Raw genomic sequence first — 19,067 nt, forward strand, 5'->3', positions numbered from 1 at the left:
TCAGTTGTCCTTGCGCTTGCCTGGCAGCAGCGCGCCGAACAGCTGCTTGGCGGTCTGCGCGAGGATGCCGCGCTGGTCGGGGTCGCCCTGCAGCAGGGTGGAGGCGAACTGCTTGGCCTGCTCCAGGCTGATGTGCGGCGGCAACGGCGGCACGTCCGGGTCGGTGCGAAATTCCAGCAGCACCGGACGCTCGGCGGCCAGCGCCTGCTCCCAGGCAGGACCGACATCCTCCTCGCGCTCGATCAATACGCCGGTCAGGCCGATGGAGTTGGCGAAGGCGTGGTAGGGCACATCGGGAATGTCCTGAGAGGCCTCGAACTTCGGGTCGCCCTCCATTACCCGTTGCTCCCAGGTGACCTGGTTGAGGTCCTGATTGTTGAACACCGCCAGCACCCACTGCGGGTTTGCCCATTCGCGCCAGTACTTGGCCACGGTGATCAGCTCGGCCAGATTGCTCATCTGCATGGCGCCGTCACCCACCAGGCCGACCACCGGGCGATCCGGATGGGCGAACTTGGCGGCGATGGCATAGGGCACCGCCGCGCCCATCGAGGCCAGGCCGCCGGAAAGCGAGCAGCTCATGCCGCGACGGATCTTCAGATCGCGGGCATACCAGTTGGCGCAGGAGCCGGAGTCGCAGGTGACGATGGCGCGCTCCGGCAGGCGCGGTGACAGCTCGTAGACCACCCGCTGCGGATTGATCGGCTTGGCCGAGACCATGGCGCGCTTTTCCAGGGTTCGGTCCCAGTCGCTGCGCCAGTCCTCGATGGTGGCGCGCCAGCTGCGCTCCTGCTTGTCCTCCAGCAGCGGCAGCAGGGCGCGCAGGGTTTCGGCGGCATCGCCGACCAGGTTGACCTCCATCGGATAGCGCAGGCTGAGCATGTCCGGCTGGATGTCGATCTGCACGCCGCGGGCCTTGCCCTCCTGAGGTAAAAACTCGGAGTAGGGGAAACCCGAGCCGATCATCAGCAGGGTGTCGCATTCCTCCATCATCTTGTAGCTCGGCACCGTGCCCAGCAGGCCGATGGAGCCGGTGACCCAGGGCAGGTCGTCGGGCAGCACGGCCTTGCCCAGCAGCGCCTTGGCCACCCCGGCGCCAAGCTTCTGCGCCACCTCGAACACCTCATCGCCGGCATTCAGCGCCCCGGCGCCGACCAGCATGGCGACCTTCTTGCCGCTATTGAGCACCTCGGCGGCGCGTTGCAGATCCGCTTCATAGGGCACCACCCTTGGCCGGCTGTAGCCGATGCCGCTATGCACGGTGCCGTGCTTGTGCGGCGGCTCCGTGTATTCGGCTTCCTGCAGGTCGTTGGGCAGGATGATCGCGGTCACCCGTCGCTCGCCGATGGCGGTGCGGATCGCCCGGTCGACCAGGTGGCGTACCTGCGCCGGCGCGCTGGCCTGCTGGACGAAGGCGCCGGCGACGTCCTTGAACACCGACACCAGATCCAGCTCCTGCTGGTAATGCCCACCGAGCGCGGTGCGCGCCTGCTGGCCGGTGATGGCGAGCACCGGCATATGGTCCATGCGCGCGTCGTACAGGCCGGTCAGCAGGTGGGTGGCTCCCGGCCCGGAGGTGGCGATGCAGACTCCCAGCTGGCCGGAGAACTTGGCATCGGCCGCGGCCATGAAGGCGGCCATTTCCTCGTGGCGCGCCTGGATGAACCTGATCTTGCCGTCCGCCCGGTTGAGCGCGCCGAACACGCCGTTGATGCCATCTCCGGGATAGCCGTAGATGCGCCGTACGCCCCACTGATAGAGCCGCTCGACGATGAAATCTCCGACTGTCATGGCCATGGGAACCCTCCGTTACGATCAGACTGGGGGCCAGACAGGGCGGACGCCTGAGCGTCGGAGGCGACGATTTACGCCGCCCGCCCTGCATGACCGCTGGAATAGGGTGGACGTGAGGAGGCGCTGGGAAGTTTCTACTGATTGACCTGTGGTCATGCAGCGAAGGCGCAGGCGGCGAGCGATGCGGCGCCAGGCTGGTCGCGACGCCGGCTGTCATCATTCCTTCGCAACTCCTTCACATGACTGCCACCGCGCTTCGTTGCAATCGCTGCAACCGCCAGGAGGATGCAGCGATGCAGATATGCGTGATCGGGGCTGGATACGTGGGTTTGGTGACGGCGACCTGCTTTGCCGAAATGGGCAATCAGGTGGTTTGCGTCGAGCGCGACCCGCAGCGCGTCGCGCGTCTTGCCCAGGGCGAGGTGCCGATCTACGAGCCGGGGCTGGAAAGCATGCTGCGGGCGCAGCTGGCCAGCGGGCAGCTCAGCTTCAGCGCCCAGCTCAAGAGCGGCATTCGCCGCGCCGAGATCATCTTCATCGCCGTGGGTACGCCCAGCGGCGAGGATGGTTCGGCCGATCTGTCCCATGTGCTGGCGGTCGCCGACGAGCTGGGCGAGCGGCTGGAGCGCAGCTGCCTGGTGGTGGACAAATCCACCGTCCCGGTCGGCACCGCCGAGCGCGTGGCGCAGCGCATCAATGCCGGCCTGGCGCGACGAGACGTACGCGGGCGGGTCACCGTGGCGAGCAACCCGGAGTTTCTCAAGGAAGGTTCGGCCGTGGAGGACTTCATGCGCCCCGATCGGGTGATCGTCGGTTGCGACGACGAGCGTGGGCGCGAGCTGCTGCGGAGGCTTTACGCGCCTTTTCTACGCAACCACGACCGCCTGCTGTGCATGGGCGTGCGTGCTGCCGAGTTCAGCAAGTACGCGGCCAACGCCTTCCTCGCCACCAAGATCTCCTTCATCAACGAGATGGCGGGTATCTGTGCGCGGCTGGGTGTGGATATCGAGGAAGTCCGCCGTGGCATCGGCAGCGACCGACGCATCGGCACGCACTTCATCTACGCCGGCTGTGGCTATGGTGGCTCGTGCTTTCCCAAGGACGTAAAGGCCCTGATTCGCACCGCCGAGCACGAGGGCATCGAGCCGGGCATCCTGCGCGCGGTCGAGGCGCGCAATGCGCTGCAGAAGACGCTGCTGTTCCAGGCCCTGCGCGAGCATTTCAACGGCCACCTGCATGGCCGCGTGGTCGCGCTCTGGGGGCTGGCCTTCAAGCCCGGCACCGACGATCTGCGCGAAGCGCCCAGCCTGGTGTTGCTCGAGGCCCTGCTCAATGCCGGCGCCAAGGTGCAGGCCTGCGATCCGGCGGCCAATGCCGGAGTCGCCGCGCGCTATGGCCAGGCGATCGAGAGCGGGCAGCTGGTACTCAGCGAATCGCCGTATGCGGTCTGCCAGGGCGCCGATGCGTTGGTGCTGGTCACCGAGTGGAAGCAGTTCCGCCAGCCCGACTTCGCGCGCATCCGTGGGGCGATGCGCATGCCCGTGGTGTTCGACGGGCGCAATATCTATGACGCCGATCAGCTGGTCGAGCTGGGTTTTCTCTATCGTGGCATCGGCCGGCCCGCTGTGGGCAGTTGTAAGGCCAGCGCGGCTTGATAGACTGAGCGCGTTTTTTCCACTACCCCCATCAGGGAACCCCATGATCAAGAAATGCCTGTTTCCCGCTGCCGGTTACGGCACCCGCTTCCTGCCGGCTACCAAGGCCATGCCCAAGGAAATGTTGCCGGTGGTGAACAAGCCGCTGATCCAGTACGGCGTCGAGGAAGCCCTGGAAGCGGGGCTGAACGAGATCGCCATCGTCACCGGCCGCGGCAAGCGTGCCCTGGAAGACCATTTCGACGTGAGCTACGAGCTCGAACACCAGATCAAGGGCACCGACAAGGAGAAGTACCTGGTCGGCATCCGTCGTCTGATCGACGAGTGCTCCTTCGCCTACACCCGTCAGGTGGAGATGAAGGGCCTGGGCCATGCCATTCTCTGCGGCCAGCCGCTGATCGGCGACGAGCCTTTCGCCGTGGTGCTGGCGGACGACCTGTGCCTGAACCTGCAAGGCGATAGCGTGCTGGCGCAGATGGTCAAGCTGTACAACCAGTTCCGCTGCTCCATCGTGGCGATCCAGGAAGTGCCGCGCGAGGAAACCTCCAAGTACGGCGTGATCGCCGGCGAGATGATCCGCGACGACATCTACCGCGTCAGCCATATGGTGGAGAAGCCCAAGCCGGAGGATGCTCCCTCGAACCTGGCGATCATCGGCCGCTACATCCTCACCCCGGACATCTTCGACCTGATCCGCGATACCCCGCCGGGCAAGGGCGGCGAGATCCAGATCACCGACGCGCTGATGCGCCAGGCCCAGCAGGGCTGCGTGATGGCGTACAAGTTCAAGGGGCAGCGTTTCGACTGCGGCAGCGCCGAGGGCTACATCGACGCCACCAATTTCTGCTTCGAGAACCTGTACAAGACCGGCAAGGCCTATTGAGCCTTCGCCACCCGCTGCGCACGGCTGTCTGAGCGGTGCGCAGCTAGCGCTGCAAGACGCCACCTGCCGGTGGCGTCTTGCATTTCAGGGAATCGGCATCTGTTCCGAACCCGGCCCCAGCGGCTGGCCGAAGCTGAATTCCAAGTAGTTGCCGGCAGGATCGCGCAGGCCGCAGTAGTAGCCGACCGGGTAGGGTTCGTCGCGCGGTGGCCAGATCAGGCAACCGTCTTGCGCGGCCATGGCCGCGACATGATCGACTTCCTCGCGACTGGCCAGGGCGAAGCCGAAGTGGCTGTAGTCGTCGCTCGCTAGGTGCCGGTCCTGGCCGCCGGGCATGATGACGAAGATGAACTGGTGCTCCTTGCCGGGCTCGGACATCCAGACGATGCGCGTGCCCTTGCCGGGGCGCTGGTGGATCACCTGCATGCCGCAGTAGCGCTGGTAGAAGGCGATGCAGGCATCCAGATCGGGTACGTGCAGCGCCAGGTGAGTCAGGGTCGGGCGCATGAGGCTATCCTCCTGGTGTCAGCTTAGCCGCTGGCTTTCGGGTATGCTGGCGGCCTGTTCAAGGAGGCCGCAGATGAGTTACGACTTCGACCTGTTCGTTATCGGCGCCGGTTCCGGCGGTGTGCGTGCGGCGCGTTTCGCCGCCGGTTATGGCGCGCGCGTGGCGGTTGCCGAAAGCCGCTACCTGGGCGGTACCTGCGTCAACGTTGGCTGCGTGCCGAAAAAGCTGCTGGTGTACGGCGCGCATTTCTCCGAAGACTTCGAGCAGGCCGCCGGCTTTGGCTGGTCGCTGGGCGAGGCCAGCTTCGACTGGCCGACGCTGATCGCCAACAAGAACCGCGAAATCCAGCGCCTCAACGGCATCTACCGCAATCTGTTGACCAACAGCGGCGTGACTCTGTTCGAAGGGCATGCTCGGATTGTCGATGCCCACACGGTGGAAGTGAACGGCCAGCGTCACAGCGCCGAACGCATCCTGATCGCCACCGGTGGCTGGCCGCAGATTCCCGACATCCCCGGTCGCGAGCATGCCATCAGTTCCAACGAGGCGTTCTTCCTCGAGCAACTGCCCAAGCGCGTGCTGGTGGTGGGCGGCGGCTATATCGCGGTGGAGTTCGCCTCGATCTTCCACGGCCTGGGCGCACAGACCTCGCTCTTGTATCGCGGCGAGCTGTTCCTGCGTGGTTTCGATGGCGCGGTGCGCGAGCACCTGCGCGACGAGCTGAGCAAGAAGGGCCTGGACCTGCAGTTCAACGCCGACATCGCCCGCATCGAAAAACGCGCCGATGGCAGCCTGGCTGCCACGCTCAAGGACGGCCGCGTGCTGGAAGCCGACTGCGTGTTCTACGCCACCGGACGGCGGCCGATGCTGGACAACCTCGGCCTGGAGAACGTCGAGGTCAAGCTGGACAAGCGCGGCTACATCGAGGTGGACGAGCTGTTCCAGACCTCCACGCCATCGATTCTCGCCCTCGGCGATGTGATCGGCCGCGTGCAACTGACCCCGGTGGCCCTCGCCGAAGGCATGGCCGTGGCGCGCCGCCTGTTCAAGCCGGAGGAGTACCGGCCGCTGGACTACCGGATGATCCCCACTGCCGTGTTCAGCCTGCCGAATATCGGCACCGTGGGCCTGAGCGAAGAACAGGCCATCGAAGACGGGCACAAGGTGAAGATCTTCGAGAGTCGCTTCCGCCCGATGAAGCAGACCCTCACCGAATGCCAGGAGCGCACCCTGATGAAGCTGGTGGTCGATGCCGACAGCGATCGCGTGCTGGGCTGCCACATGGTCGGCCCGGAGGCGGGCGAGATCATCCAGGGCCTGGCCATCGCGCTCAAGGCCGGTGCCACCAAGCAGGTGTTCGACGAAACCATCGGCGTGCACCCGAGCGCCGCCGAAGAGTTCGTCACCCTGCGTACGCCGGTCAGCCGCTGAGAGACGCATGGAAAAGCTGTTCTATGTTGCCGACCTGTTCGGCGTGGCGGTGTTCGCCATCACTGGCGCGCTGATGGCCGGGCGCAAATCCATGGACCTGTTCGGCGTGCTGGTCATGGCCATCGTCACCGCCCTCGGTGGCGGTACCCTGCGCGACCTGATCCTGGACAACCACCCGGTCAGCTGGATTCGTGACGACACCTACATCCTGGTGGCCTCGCTGGCAGCGCTGGGCACGGTGGTCTGGGTGCGCATGACCCGGCCGATTCACGAGAAGGGGCTGCTGATCGCCGACGCCTTCGGTCTGGCCGTGTTCACCGTCTACGGCACCGAACTGGCGCTGCAGCACGACACGCCGATCAGCACCGCGGTGATCATGGGCGTGATGACCGGCGTGGTCGGCGGGGTGATTCGCGACGTGCTGTGCAACGAGATCCCGCTGATCTTCCAGAAGGAAATCTATGCCACTGGCATCTGGGATTGCCGCGCTTTCACCTGCTGGACAGACATTGAAGATGATCGAGCGACTGGACCATCTGGTGCTGACCGTGGCCGATATCGAGGCCACCGTGGCCTTCTACGAACGGGTGCTGGGCATGCGCCACGAGCGTTTCGGTGCCGGGCGCAGCGCCTTGGTGTTCGGCCGGCAGAAGTTCAACCTGCACCAGGCCGGCCGCGAGTTCGAGCCCAAGGCCGCCAGACCGACGCCGGGCGCCATCGACCTGTGCCTGATCACCGACTGGCCGATGTCCCGGGTGCTTGCGCATCTGGCCGAGCAGGGCGTGGAGGTGGAGGAGGGGCCGGTGGCGCGCACCGGCGCCATCGGGCCGATCGAGTCGGTGTACTTCCGCGACCCGGACGGCAACCTGATCGAGGTCAGCCGCTACCCGTAGCGCGCGCCAAGGCCTTGCTCACGTCTTGCCAGCGCGGTTCTGTTCCAGGTTTTGCCGCAATTGCCGTGCATCGTAGGGCGCGCGGACCTTCACGTCGTTGTCGAAGTAGCAGTACAGGTCGCGCGGCTTGCGCGGCGGGCGATGGCGGCTGTCGATCAGCTGCGCGTCGTCTGGCTGGTCTCCGGCCGTCCAGGCCTCGATGCGTGCCTGCCAGCGCCGCAGCGCCTCGTCCGAATAGCCGCTGACGTAGAGCTGGGCGTCGCCGTGCAGGCGCAGGTAGAGAAAATCGGCGGTGACGTCCTCGAGGTAGGGCCACTTGCCGGCGGTATCGGCGACCACCAGCGCCACGTTGTATCGGCGCAGCAGGTCGACGAAGGCCTGGCAGCGGAAGCTGTCGTTGCGAATCTCTACCGCGTGGCGCAGCGCTCGGTCCGGCAGGGCATCCAGATAACCGGTGACATGCAGACGGGCGTCGGCATGGCGGGCGAGCTGTCGCCCCTGATCGGTATCGCCGGGCAGCTGCGCGAGGAAGTCGCCGAACTGCTTTTCGTCGAAGCGAAAGCTGGGCGGGAACTGCCAGAGTATCGGCCCGAGTTTCTCCTTCAGCGACAGCGGGCCGGAGGCGAAGAAGTTGGCCAGCGGCTGTTCGATGTCGTCGAGCCGGCGCACATGGGTGATGAAGCGCGGCGCCTTGACGCTGAAGACGAAATCCTCCGGCGTCTCGGCGTACCAGCCGGCATAGCGCTGCGGGCTCTGCAGGCCATAGAACGAGCCGTTGATCTCGATGCTGTTGACCTCGCGCGAGGCGAATTCCAGCTCGCGACGCTGGACCAGGCCCTTGGGATAGAAGTCGCCGCGCCAGGGCGCATAGCGCCACCCGGAAATGCCGATGCGCACATCGCTCATGCAAACCCTCCTGCTTGCGTCGCACAGGTGTCGACTCTATTTCCTACCCTGGCGCCGGCAGGAAGTTCAGGCTTTCTGGCGCGTTACGCCGAGCACGCGAGCTGAACGATTCGCCGATAGCGGTCTCAGAAAATCATGGATGCCCCCAGACAGCCGACCGAGGTAGCCCCATGAGCACCCCCTGTACCGAAGGTTTCGCGCGCCAGGCGATATCCCTGACGCTGAACGGCAGCCCCTGCCAGGTCGAGGTCCAGCCCTGGATCACCACGCTCGATCTGCTGCGCGAGCGGCTCGATTTGATCGGCACCAAGAAGGGCTGCGACCACGGTCAATGCGGGGCCTGCACCGTGCTGCTCGACGGTCGTCGGGTCAATGCCTGCCTGCTGCTGGCGGTGATGCTCGACGGCCATGAACTGACCACCATCGAAGGCCTGGCTGCAGGCGGTGAACTGCACCCGATGCAGCGCGCCTTCATCCGGCACGATGCCTTCCAGTGCGGCTACTGCACGCCGGGGCAGATCTGCTCGGCGGTGGGCCTGGCCGGCGAGGGCAGGCTGGAGGGCGCCGCCGACCTGCGGGAACGCATGAGCGGCAACCTGTGCCGCTGCGGGGCCTACAGCAATATCCTGGCGGCCATCGAAGAGGCCTTGCCCGTCTGTGAGTCGGAGGTGCGCTCATGACGCCCTTCGCCTACAGCAAGCCCCGGCAGATCGAGGAGGCGCTGCGCCTGGCCGGCCCGGACAGCCTGTTCATCGCCGGCGGCACCAACCTGGTCGACCTGATGAAGGAGAACCTGCTGCGCCCGGCGCGGCTGATCGATATCAACGCGCTGCCCCTGCGCGAGGTGCAGACCACGGCGGACGGCGGGCTGCGCATCGGCGCGCTGGTCAGCAACGCCGACCTGGCCTGGCACCCCGAGGTGGAAAGGCGCTATCCGCTGCTGAGCCAGGCCCTGTTGTCGGGCGCTTCGCCGCAGCTGCGCAACATGGCCAGCGCCGGCGGCAACCTGCTGCAGCGCACCCGCTGCCACTACTTCTACGACAGCCAGACGCCCTGCAACAAACGCGAGCCCGGCAGCGGCTGCCCGGCGCGCGATGGTCTCAATCGCAACCACGCGCTGTTCGGTGCCAGCGAGCACTGCGTCGCGGTGCATCCGTCCGACTTCTGCGTGGCCCTGGCGGCCCTGGAAGCGCGGGTGATAGTCGCCGGCCGCCAGGGCGAGCGGAGCCTGGCATTCGCCGACTTTCACCGGCTGCCCGGCGATACCCCACAGCGCGACACCGTACTGGAGGCCGGCGAGCTGATCCTGGCCATCGAACTGCCTGCCGAGAGCTTCGCTGCGCACAGCGCCTATCTCAAGGTGCGTGACCGGGCCTCGTTCGCCTTCGCCCTGGTGTCGGTGGCGGCCGCGTTGCAGCTCGATGCCGCTGGCCGTATCCAGGCCGCGCGCCTGGCGCTGGGCGGCGTGGCGCACAAGCCCTGGCGACGCGCCGAGGTCGAAGCGCTGCTGGTGGGCCAGGCGCCGGTCGAGGCGAGCTTCCGGGCCGCCGCCGAACGCCTGCTGGAAGGCGCCCAGCCGCTGCAACACAACGCTTTCAAGGTGGAGCTGCTGCGCCGCGCAGTGGTTCGTGCACTGCGCCAGGCCGCCGAAGGAGTACGCGCATGAATTCGTCCCGCATCGGCCAGCCGCTCGACCGCGTCGACGGCGTGGCCAAAGTCACCGGCCAGGCGCGCTATGCGGCCGAGTATCCCGCCGACGGCCTGTTGCACGGCAGCGTGGTGTGCAGCGCGATTGCCCGGGGCCGCGTTCGTGCGATCGACGCTTCGGCGGCTCTGGCGCTGCCGGGCGTGGTCTGGGTGCTGACCCACGAGAACCGCCCGGTCATGGCCGGCGACGACGAGAGCTACGAGGATGAGGACGCGGCGGACGGTTCGCCGTTTCGCCCGCTGTTCGATGCGCGGGTGCGCTACAGCGGCCAGCCGCTGGCCCTGGTGCTGGCCGACAGCCCGGAACTGGCGCGCCACGCCGCCTCGCTGGTGCGCGTGGACTATCAGCCCGACGAGCACGAAACCGATTTGCGCGCGGCGCTGCAGCGCGCCCATGACGCCCCGGCCGAACTGCCTGAACCGCGTGGCGACGCAGACGCAGCCATCGCCGGCGCCGAGGTGCAACTGGCGCTGGAATACGAGCTGGCCAACGAATACCACAACCCCATGGAGCCGCACGCCTCGACGGTGATCTACCAGCCAGGCGGCGACCTGCTGGTGCATGACAAGACCCAGGGCCCGCAGAACAGCCAGCAGTACCTGTGCAACGTCCTCAACCTCGAGCCTTCGCGCGTGCGGGTTCTCTCGGCCTTCGTCGGCGGCGCCTTCGGCTCCGGCCTGCGCCCGCAGTATCAGCTGCCGCTGGCGGCCATGGCGGCGCTGACGCTGCGCCGTTCGGTACGGGTGGCGCTGACCCGCCAGCAGATGTTCACCTTCGGCTACCGGCCGCGCACGGTGCAGCGTCTGCGCCTGGGCGCCTCCGCTGAGGGCAAGCTGCAGGGGCTGATCCATGAGGCCATCGGGCAGACCTCGCGCTTCGAGGACTTCACCGAACAGGTGGTGCCCTGGTCCGGCATGCTCTACCACTGCGACCACCTGCGCCTGGATTACCGCCTGACGCCGCTGGACGTCTATACGCCGCTGGACATGCGCGCCCCTGGCGCCGCCACCGGTCTGTTCGCCCTGGAGTCGGCGATGGACGAGCTGGCCTGGGCCACCGGGACGGACCCGGTGCAGCTGCGCCTGCTCAATTACAGCGAGACCGATCAGAACCAGGGCAAGCCTTACTCGAGCAAGGAACTGCGCGCCTGCTACCGGCAGGGCGCTGAAGCCTTCGGCTGGAGCCGGCGCAGCGCGCAGCCGCGCAGCATGCGCGAGGGTGAGCAGTTGATCGGCTGGGGCATGGCGACGGGCGTCTGGGAGGCCATGCAGAAGCCTGCCAGCGCGCGCGCGAGCCTCAGCGCCGATGGCCGTCTGATCGTCGCCAGCGCCACCTGCGACATCGGCCCGGGCACCGCCACCGCCATGACCCAGATCGCCGCGGACACCCTCGGCATCGACCCGGCGCGGGTGCACTTCAAACTCGGCGATTCCACCTTGCCGACGGCGCCGTTGCAGGGCGGCTCGTTCACCGTGTCGTCGGTCGGCAGCGCCGTGCGCGAGGCCTGTCTGGCCCTGGCCCGGCGCCTGTGCGAAGCTGCCCGGCAACTGCCCGATGCCCCCTTCAGCGATGCCAGCCAGTTGCGCTGCATCGACGGCCGGGTGCAGCAGGGTGACGACAGCCAGCGCGCCATCGATCTGCAGGAACTGCTGGCGCGCCACGGCAGCCTGGCAGCCGAGGTGGATGCCAAACCGGGCAAGCAGCGCGAGCAGGTCGCCAGCGCCACCCATTCGGCGGTGTTCGTCGAAGTACGGGTGGACGAGGCGCTGGGCACTGTCCGCGTCAGCCGGGTGGTCAGCGCCATCGCCGCAGGGCGGGTGGTCAACCCGAAAACCGCGCGCAGCCAGATACTCGGTGGCGTGGTCTGGGGCATCGGCATGGCCCTGCAGGAAGAGGCGCTGATCGACCACCGCCTCGGTCGCTGCATGAACCACAACCTTGCGGACTATCACCTGCCGGTGCATGCCGATATCGGCGACATCGAGGTGATCTTCGTGGAGGAGGAAGACGCGCTGGTCAACGCCCTGGGCTCCAAGGGCGTCGGCGAAATCGGCATCGTTGGTGTTGCCGCTGCGGTGGCCAATGCCGTGTATCACGCCACCGGCAAGCGCATCCGGCAGTTGCCGATCACCCTCGACCGGCTGCTGCAGGGCGAGTAGGGCGGGCCGCGCTCATTTGATCGCGGCGGGGTCCGTGGCATCGTCCAGCGTGCCACCGGGGCCGGAGCGTTCGGGGGAGTCGTCGCGCTTGCCATCGTTGGTCATGTTGCCATCGCGGGTGTTCACCGGCCTGCCATCCTGCGTCCGTACCTTGCCATCGGCATCACGGTAGGTCTCCAGCTCCTCCTGCGGGGCGGGATTGCCGGACGGGCTGGACACCGAGCCCCGACCACTTTCCTCGGTGCCGGCCGGCGCCTGGGCATGGGCGTGGCTGGAGAGGGCGAATGCGCTGCATAGCAGCAGTGCGAGATGTGCCTGGGACATGGTTTTCTCCTTTCATGGACAAGGCGCGGTGGGTGGCGGAGAAGCCGCCCCGCAAACCGGCCTGACACTATTTCCTACCTTCAGCCCGCCAGTAAGTTCAGGTTCTGCGCGGCGGCGAAGCGCCGGATCGCCGCCAACGAGACGGTCACCGTTCAGTCCTCGGCGCTTTTGAATCCGGCTGCCTGGGTGTTCCACAGGGTGGCGAAGATGCCGCCCTGCAGGCACAGCTCTTCCGGCGAGCCATCCTCGACGATCTGGCCGTCCTCCAGCACCAGCACGCGGTCGAAGCTGGCCAGCGTGGACAGGCGATGCGCGACGGCCAGCACCGTGCGGCCCTGCATCAGGTCGGCCAAGGCCGTCTGGATCTCGGCTTCTGAGCGGGTATCGAGCGCCGAGGTCGCCTCGTCGAGCACCAGGATCGGCGCGTCCTTGAGGAAGGCGCGGGCGATGCCCAGGCGCTGGCGCTGGCCGCCGGAAAGCATCACGCCGCGTTCACCGACCAGGGTGTCGTAGCCCTGCGGCAGTTCGCGCACGAACTCGTCGCAGAAGGCGTGGCGCGCGGCGGCAATGACCTCTTCGTCGCTGGCCTCGGGTCTGCCGTAGCGGATGTTCTCGCGAATGCTGCGATTGAACAGTGCGGTTTCCTGCGGCACCACGGCCATGCGCGCGCGCAGGCTGTCCTGGCTGACTTCGCTGATGTCCTGACGGTCGATCAGGATGCAGCCATGCTGCACGTCGTCGAGGCGCTGAATCAGGCTGATCAGCGTGGATTTGCCGGCCCCTGAGGCGCCGACGATGCCGACCTTCTGCCCGACCGGAATATGCAGGTTGAAGTGCTCGAATACCTTGCGCCCGTCCGGGTAGGCGAAGCACACGTCGCGAAATTCGATGTCGCCGCGCCACAGGGCCAGCTGCGGTTCGGGATCGTCCAGGCCGTGCGGCTGTACGATGATCTTCAGGGTGTCGTCGATCGAGCCGATCTGCTGCGTGGTGTCCACCAGAGCCAGCGCCAGGTCGCGCGAGCCATGCAGGATACGGAAGGTCAGGGCGCTGACCATGACCACGTCGCCGGCGGTGACGCTGCCGGCCAGCCACAGCTGGATCGCCCAGATCAGCATGCCGCCGGCCATCAGCGACAGGCAGATGTCATGGATCACCCGGGCTTTTTCCAGGTACATCCAGCTGCGCCGCTGGGCACGGGCCTCCAGGCCGATTTCCTCGGCCAGGCGCTGGCTTTCGCGGTCCCGCGCGGAGAACGCCTTGATCGTCCAGACGTTGGAGACCACGTCCACCAGCTCGCCACCGACCCGCGCGGCCTGGGCGGCGAAACGCTGGTGCTTGCTGCGGCCGCGGATACCGAAGGAGATGATCAGCACGCCGACCACCAGCACGAAGCCGATCAGTGCCCAGGCCATCTGTCCATGCACGGTGAACAGCACCACCACCGCGCCGAGGAAATCCACGCAGGGCGGCATGATCTTCCAGGCCAGGCCGCCGTAGATGGCACCGGCGGCCTGGCCGGTGGCCGAGATGCGATTGCCCAGGGCACCGGCATAGTGCTGCGCGAAGTAGCGCATGGGGTGGCCGGTCAGGTGGCGAAACAGGTCGACCCGGATGTCCACGCAACTGGCCACCACGGTACGGCAGCCCAGCCATCCGCCGAGACGCCAGAACACGTTTTCCACCACGATCAGGCCGATGAAGATGCCCAGCGGGAACCACACGTCGGCCTGCTGGCGGTCGTTGGTGGCCATCGCATCGACCAGCAGTTTCATCCCGTACTGCACGGCCACGGCGCAGCTGCCGGCGCCGGCTATCAGCAGGAACATGCCGCCGAAATGCCAGGGCCGCTTGAGCACGTAGCGCGCCAGGAAGGCGAGCGGCTTGCCCGGCAGGGCCTGCTGGGCGTCGTGGGCGCTGCTGCTCATGCCTGCCGGGCCAGTTGTCCGGCCAGCGCCTCGAACAGCGTTCGCTGGCGCTGCAGCTCCATGGCCAGAGGGGCGTGCACGGGGCGCCGGCCCAGCTCGTCGGCAAAGCCGAACAGACCTGTCGGGCAATGGCGGTCGTCGATCCAGCCGGGATAGTCGACGACCGGGTACAGGCAGATGCCTTCCAGCGGCAGGCCGCGTTGCAGGGCCAGATGCACCTGCTCGCCGACGTAGCGCAGCCAGTCGACACGCTGGTCGCCCTCGGCGCCGGTTTCGGCCACCAGGATGGGCCTGCGGTAGCGCTGGTGGACCTCGGCGAGAATGCCACTGAAGGGGCGGTAGTGCGGCTCGCCTCGCCACAGCGTATCGCCGCCGAGAAACCACTGGTTGTCGGGGTAGTAGTTGACGCCGACGATATCCAGATACTCCGGTTTGCCGCCGAGCCCCGGCCATTGCATGCCCGTGAGCATGTCCCAGGCCTGGAACTGCGACAGGCGATAGCGCTCGGCATCCTCCTGCTCGCTGGCGCGGTTGCTCCTGGCGACGACATGGATGACGGGGTCGACCTGCACGAAACGCGCTCGCGGATCGACCTCGCGGATCGCCTCGATGGCCGCGATGCTGGCGCGTATCAGCTGATGCTTGAGCTCGTCGCCGCGGCCTGTCGCCAGGGGCGAGAAATAGCCGACTTCGCCGCCGGCCCAGGCCCAGAAAGACATCTCGTTGAGCGGCGAGTAGAACGGCACGCGGTCGCTGTGCTCGCGCACCAGGCGGGCCGCAGCGGCGGCGAAGCGGGCGAAGCGCTCGACGAACTGCGGGCGCCAGATGTCGATGTGGTCAGGCCAGCCGTAATGGCACAGATCCCAGATGACCTGCACGCCAGCCTGTTCGGCGGCCTGCAACTGCGGCAGGAAGCTGGACCAGTCGTAATGACCGGGAGTCGCCTCGATCAGATGCCAGCGCAAACCATCCCGTGCGCTGCGCAGGCCCTGCTGACGCAGCGCCGTGTAGTCTTCGGCTGCCCAGCGCTGGTGGGCGGTGTTCTCGATCAGGTCGAGCCGCCGACCGTCCTGTCGACGGTGGGTCGAACACTCGAAACCGCCCATGAAGAAGCTGTCGAACAGCGAAGGCACATGCATCGTCACTCCTTATCGTGCCAGATGGGTCAGTCTCTCTTCAGCCTCGGCGGGTGCCTCTTGGCTTTCCCGCTGAGCCTGCTCGATGCGCTGATACAGGGCCAGCGCCTGGCCCACGACCTGATCCATGTTGTAGTACTTGTAGGTGCCGAGACGCCCGAGAAAGGTGACCCCTGGCGTGGCGTCCGCCAGCTGCTGGTAGCGCTTGTACAGCGCGGCGTTTTCCGGTCGTGGGATAGGGTAGTAGGGATCGCCTTCGGCGGAGGGATATTCGTAGGTGATGCTGGTCTTCGGATGCGCCTGACCGGTGATGTGCTTGTACTCGCTGATGCGCGTGTAAGGCACGCCTTCGTCCGGGTAGTTGACCGTGCCCACCGCCTGGAAGCGCTCCTGGTCCAGGCTGCGGTGTTCGAAGCGCAGCGAGCGATAGGGCAGCTTGCCGTAGCAGAAATCGAAGTACTCATCGATGGGGCCGCAGTAGATCAGCTGGTCGTGCTGGATGTCATGGCGGATTTCGCGGTAATCGGTATTGAGCATCACCTTGATGTTCGGGTGGTCGAGCATGCGTTCGAACATCCGTGTGTAACCGTGCAGGGGAATCTGCTGGAAGCTGTCGGTGAAGTAGCGGTCGTCGGTGTTGGTGCGGGTCGGGATTCGCGAGGTCACCGACTTGTCCAGCTGCGACGGATCCAGCCCCCACTGCTTGCGGGTGTAGCCGCGGAAGAACTTTTCGTACAGTTCGCGGCCGATCTGGTTGACCACCACGTCCTCGCTGGTGCGGATGTCATCGACGGGCTCGGCCCGGCTGGCCAGGTAGCGCTCGGCCTCTTCGTCGCTCTGCAGGTCCAGGCCATACAGGGCGTTGAGGGTGGTGCGGTTGATCGGAATCGGCACCTGCTGCTCATCGACCACGGCCAGCACCCGGTGCTCGTAGGGGCGCCATTGGGTGAAGCGGGACAGATAATCGACTATGCGCTGGGAATTGGTGTGAAAGATGTGCGGGCCATAGCGATGCACCAGCACACCGGCTTCATCGTGGTGATCGTAGGCGTTGCCGGCAATGTGCGGACGGCGGTCGATCACCAGGACGCGTTTGCCCAGCCCGGCGGCCAGGCGCTCGGCGAGCACGCTGCCGGCGAAACCCGCCCCGACGATCAGGTAGTCGAAGCCGCGGCGCGGGGTATCGTTCAGGTAGCTCAAGCCAGACATTCGATCATCTCCTGCATACGGGTCTGGGTCTGATCCCAGGACATGTCGCCGAGGGTGCGGTCGGCGTTCTTCAGAAACTCTTCGCGATCGGCGGCCAGTTCGAGCGCTTTCTCGCAGGCGGCGACGAACGCCTCGGCGGTGTCAGCGATCAGCACCACGCCGCTTTCGCCGTAGCCGCGTATCACGTCCGCCACTGGCGTGGACACCACCGGGCAGCCGCCAGCGAGGTACTCGGGGGTCTTGGTGGGGCTGATGAAGCGAGTCGACTCGTTCAGCGCGAAGGGCATCAGCGCGACGTTCCAGCCGGCGAGGTAGCCCGGCAGCTCGTCATAGGTCTTGCCGCCGAGGAAATGAATGTTCGGGCGGCGCGGCAGGGCGGCTGCATCGATCTTCACCACCGGGCCGATCATCACGAACTGCCAGTCCGGGCGTAGCGAGGCTGCCTGCTCGAGCAAGGCGATGTCGAAGCGCTCGTCGATCACGCCGTAGAAGCCGAGGCGCGGCCGGCCGATGCCCGCCTGGTCCGGCGGATTGTTCTGAAAGCCCCGCGCCGTGGCGAAATGTTCGATATCCACGCTGCTTGGAAAGGGGTGAACGTTGTCATGCAAGGTGCGCTTGGCTTCCCACAGGCTGTAGCCGCCGGTGAATACCAGGTCGGCCCGCTCCAGCAACTCGCGCTCGCGCTGCAGCAGTTGCGGTGGCGCGCCTCTGAAGCCCGACAGTTCATCCATGCAGTCATAGACGACGGTGCTGGCATTCAGGTGCCGGGAGAATGCCAGGCTCATCGGCGTGTAGTACCAGAGCAGCAGGTCTTCCACACCGAGCCTGGCCAGGTAGTCGTCAAGCAGGGCGCGCAGCGCCTCGCTGCTCGCGTCGGCTTCAGCCTCGCGCCCGACGGGCAGGCGCGGCACCAGCACCTGCACACCTTGCTCATCCGGGCGCACCTCCAGCCAGGGCTCGGCCTCGTCGCAGGGCACCGGCTCTTCGAAGAACAGCACGTTGTACGAACGGGCGAAACGCGACATCAGGTGCTGTGGCCGCTGGTAGACGAAACTCCAGCGCAGGTGCGACAGACACAGCAGGGTCGGGATCAGCGGGTCGAACACCACGGCCGCTTGCGACGCCTCCTGGGGTTTGGGGGATTTACCGATTGGCTGTTGAAAGGGGCCTGCCCAACTCATGTTTCCGATTCCCTTGGCTGTTGTCCAAGCAGGTCTGCCGATGCATGTACACCGCTGCCCGTGCAAGAAGTGATTCGAACAATGGACGGCCTGCTCCGCGGGGCAGTTCAACAAATCGGCTGAGCGTTGCGCTGCCGCGTGCGTTCATCTTTCTCCTTGAACTCCGGGACTCACCGCCTCGTCGGTATTTAGGACTGCGTTCCCAAACCGCCATGAAGTATCCGCCGACATGTGCATCACGGCGGCCTTCAGGCGACCCGTCGCTTAAGGAGGTGAACATGATTCTGGTCACGGGAGGTGCCGGCTACATCGGCTCTCATGCGGTGCTCGCGCTGTTGCAGGACGGCCACGACGTGCTGGTGCTGGACAACCTGTGCAACAGCTCCAGCAAATCTCTCGAGCGGGTGGCACTGATCGCCGGTCGCGCCGCGCATTTCGTCGAGGGCGACATCCGTGACCGTGGCCTGCTCGATGCGTTGTTCCGCCAGTGGCCGATCACTGCGGTGATGCACTTCGCCGGCCTCAAGGCAGTGGGTGAGAGCGTGCAGGACCCGCTGCGCTACTACGAAACCAACGTCGCCGGCAGCATCACGCTGTGCCAGGCCATGGCGGACGCTGGTATCTTCGAGCTGGTCTTCAGTTCCTCGGCCACGGTCTATGGCGAATCGGTCAAGGTGCCGATCTCGGAGCAGTGCACCACGGGCATCCCGACCAATCCCTACGGCCAATCGAAGCTGATGGCGGAGAACGTGCTCAAGGCCCTGGCTCATTCCGACCAGCGCTGGTCCATCGCCCTGTTGCGCTATTTCAATCCCATCGGCGCCCATGAGTCCGGCCTGATCGGCGAGGATCCCGACGGCATTCCCAACAATCTGCTGCCCTACATGCTGCAGGTGGCGGTCGGCCGCCGGCCGCACCTGAGCGTCTACGGTATCGACTACCCCACGCGCGATGGCAGCGGGATTCGCGACTACATCCATGTGATGGATCTGGCCGAGGGCCATTTGCGCGCGCTGCAACGGCTCTCCGCTACCAGCGGGGTGTCGATATGGAACCTGGGCACCGGCCAGGGCTACTCGGTGCTGGAAATGCTCCGCGCATTCGAGGGCGTGGTGGGGCGCAAGCTGCCCGTGCGCTTCGCGCCGCGTCGCTCCGGCGACATCGCCCAGTGCTGGGCTGATCCGAGCAAGGCCCGGCAGGAGCTGGGCTGGAAGGCCACGCGCGATCTCAAGGTCATGCTCGAGGATGCCTGGCGTTGGCAGCGCATGAACCCGCATGGCTATCAGGGGGCACCAGAAAAGGACTCGGCCGCGGCACTGGCAAGCTGATGGATCACCGTTCGGCGAGCAGTA

Annotated in this window: 16 protein-coding genes and 1 pseudogene; 9 read left to right on the forward strand and 8 right to left on the reverse strand. The window is 66.4% G+C overall.

Annotated elements, in window-relative coordinates; translation table 11 throughout:
* A complete protein-coding gene (locus tag L1F06_RS11015; protein ID WP_129482630.1) occupies positions 1 to 1,797 on the reverse strand; it encodes a thiamine pyrophosphate-requiring protein in 1,797 nt (598 codons plus the stop codon).
* A gap of 290 nt (positions 1,798 to 2,087) precedes the next feature.
* Here L1F06_RS11015 and L1F06_RS11020 point away from each other — a divergent pair, with 290 nt between their 5' ends.
* Together L1F06_RS11020 and galU are read left to right on the forward strand one after the other, a co-directional pair.
* A complete protein-coding gene (locus L1F06_RS11020) occupies positions 2,088 to 3,449 on the forward strand; it encodes a UDP-glucose dehydrogenase family protein (RefSeq protein WP_129482631.1) in 1,362 nt (453 codons plus the stop codon).
* A 43-nt stretch (positions 3,450 to 3,492) separates the two neighbouring features.
* The gene (gene galU / locus L1F06_RS11025; protein ID WP_003244954.1) at positions 3,493 to 4,332 is read left to right on the forward strand and encodes a UTP--glucose-1-phosphate uridylyltransferase GalU; all 840 of its coding nucleotides are present in this window, start codon (positions 3,493 to 3,495) and stop codon (positions 4,330 to 4,332) included.
* A gap of 84 nt (positions 4,333 to 4,416) precedes the next feature.
* Here galU and L1F06_RS11030 read toward each other — a convergent pair whose 3' ends face one another.
* Positions 4,417 to 4,839, reverse strand: coding sequence for a VOC family protein (locus tag L1F06_RS11030; RefSeq protein ID WP_129482632.1), 423 nt, complete (start codon positions 4,837 to 4,839; stop codon positions 4,417 to 4,419).
* A 73-nt stretch (positions 4,840 to 4,912) separates the two neighbouring features.
* Between L1F06_RS11030 and gorA the strand changes: the two genes are divergently transcribed.
* The 3 genes and pseudogenes from gorA to L1F06_RS11045 all read left to right on the forward strand — a co-directional run bounded on the left by gorA (position 4,913) and on the right by L1F06_RS11045 (position 7,164).
* A complete protein-coding gene (gorA, locus tag L1F06_RS11035) occupies positions 4,913 to 6,271 on the forward strand; it encodes a glutathione-disulfide reductase (protein WP_129482633.1) in 1,359 nt (452 codons plus the stop codon).
* Between the two features lie 73 nt (positions 6,272 to 6,344).
* A pseudogene (locus L1F06_RS11040) lies at positions 6,345 to 6,680 on the forward strand (trimeric intracellular cation channel family protein); the annotation flags it as partial.
* Positions 6,681 to 6,786: 106 nt separating this feature from the next.
* Positions 6,787 to 7,164, forward strand: a complete 378-nt coding sequence (locus tag L1F06_RS11045; RefSeq protein ID WP_003244961.1) for a VOC family protein — start codon at positions 6,787 to 6,789, stop codon at positions 7,162 to 7,164.
* Positions 7,165 to 7,182: 18 nt separating this feature from the next.
* On the opposite strand, the gene L1F06_RS11050 is transcribed toward L1F06_RS11045, so the two are convergent.
* Positions 7,183 to 8,070: a DUF72 domain-containing protein gene (locus tag L1F06_RS11050; protein ID WP_129482634.1), complete on the reverse strand. Its 888-nt coding sequence runs from the start codon at positions 8,068 to 8,070 to the stop codon at positions 7,183 to 7,185.
* Positions 8,071 to 8,240: 170 nt separating this feature from the next.
* Here L1F06_RS11050 and L1F06_RS11055 point away from each other — a divergent pair, with 170 nt between their 5' ends.
* From L1F06_RS11055 to L1F06_RS11065, 3 genes are read left to right on the forward strand one after another with little or no spacing between them, the layout of a single operon-like run.
* The gene (locus L1F06_RS11055) at positions 8,241 to 8,750 is read left to right on the forward strand and encodes a (2Fe-2S)-binding protein (protein WP_129482635.1); all 510 of its coding nucleotides are present in this window, start codon (positions 8,241 to 8,243) and stop codon (positions 8,748 to 8,750) included.
* On the forward strand, positions 8,747 to 9,736 hold the full coding sequence (locus tag L1F06_RS11060) for an FAD binding domain-containing protein (RefSeq protein WP_129482636.1): 990 nt from the start codon (positions 8,747 to 8,749) through the stop codon (positions 9,734 to 9,736). Before L1F06_RS11055 ends, L1F06_RS11060 begins: the two co-directional genes overlap by 4 nt.
* Entirely contained in the window at positions 9,733 to 11,937 is a 2,205-nt protein-coding gene (locus L1F06_RS11065; protein WP_129482637.1) for a xanthine dehydrogenase family protein molybdopterin-binding subunit, read from the forward strand. The genes L1F06_RS11060 and L1F06_RS11065 overlap by 4 nt, the downstream gene beginning before the upstream one ends.
* Before the next feature lie 12 nt (positions 11,938 to 11,949).
* Here the strand turns inward: L1F06_RS11065 and L1F06_RS11070 are convergent, their stop codons facing one another.
* The 5 genes from L1F06_RS11070 to L1F06_RS11090 all read right to left on the reverse strand — a co-directional run bounded on the left by L1F06_RS11070 (position 11,950) and on the right by L1F06_RS11090 (position 17,715).
* Positions 11,950 to 12,261: a hypothetical protein gene (locus L1F06_RS11070; RefSeq protein ID WP_129482638.1), complete on the reverse strand. Its 312-nt coding sequence runs from the start codon at positions 12,259 to 12,261 to the stop codon at positions 11,950 to 11,952.
* Positions 12,262 to 12,413: 152 nt separating this feature from the next.
* Positions 12,414 to 14,189, reverse strand: coding sequence for an ABC transporter ATP-binding protein (locus L1F06_RS11075; protein WP_003244971.1), 1,776 nt, complete (start codon positions 14,187 to 14,189; stop codon positions 12,414 to 12,416).
* Positions 14,186 to 15,328 (reverse strand): glycoside hydrolase family 1 protein, encoded by a 1,143-nt coding sequence (locus tag L1F06_RS11080; protein WP_012018679.1) that lies wholly within the window; start codon positions 15,326 to 15,328, stop codon positions 14,186 to 14,188. Before L1F06_RS11080 ends, L1F06_RS11075 begins: the two co-directional genes overlap by 4 nt.
* Before the next feature lie 9 nt (positions 15,329 to 15,337).
* Entirely contained in the window at positions 15,338 to 16,534 is a 1,197-nt protein-coding gene (gene glf, locus L1F06_RS11085; protein WP_012018678.1) for a UDP-galactopyranose mutase, read from the reverse strand.
* The gene (locus tag L1F06_RS11090; protein WP_129482639.1) at positions 16,522 to 17,715 is read right to left on the reverse strand and encodes a glycosyltransferase family 1 protein; all 1,194 of its coding nucleotides are present in this window, start codon (positions 17,713 to 17,715) and stop codon (positions 16,522 to 16,524) included. Before L1F06_RS11090 ends, glf begins: the two co-directional genes overlap by 13 nt.
* Positions 17,716 to 17,993: 278 nt before the next feature.
* Here L1F06_RS11090 and galE point away from each other — a divergent pair, with 278 nt between their 5' ends.
* Positions 17,994 to 19,043 carry a UDP-glucose 4-epimerase GalE gene (gene galE, locus L1F06_RS11095; RefSeq protein ID WP_012018676.1) on the forward strand — a complete coding sequence of 350 codons (1,050 nt, stop codon included), beginning with the start codon at positions 17,994 to 17,996 and terminating at the stop codon, positions 19,041 to 19,043.
* Positions 19,044 to 19,067: the final 24 nt, after the last annotated feature.

Source organism: Pseudomonas hydrolytica (assembly GCF_021495345.1).
Lineage (GTDB): Bacteria > Pseudomonadota > Gammaproteobacteria > Pseudomonadales > Pseudomonadaceae > Aquipseudomonas > Aquipseudomonas hydrolytica.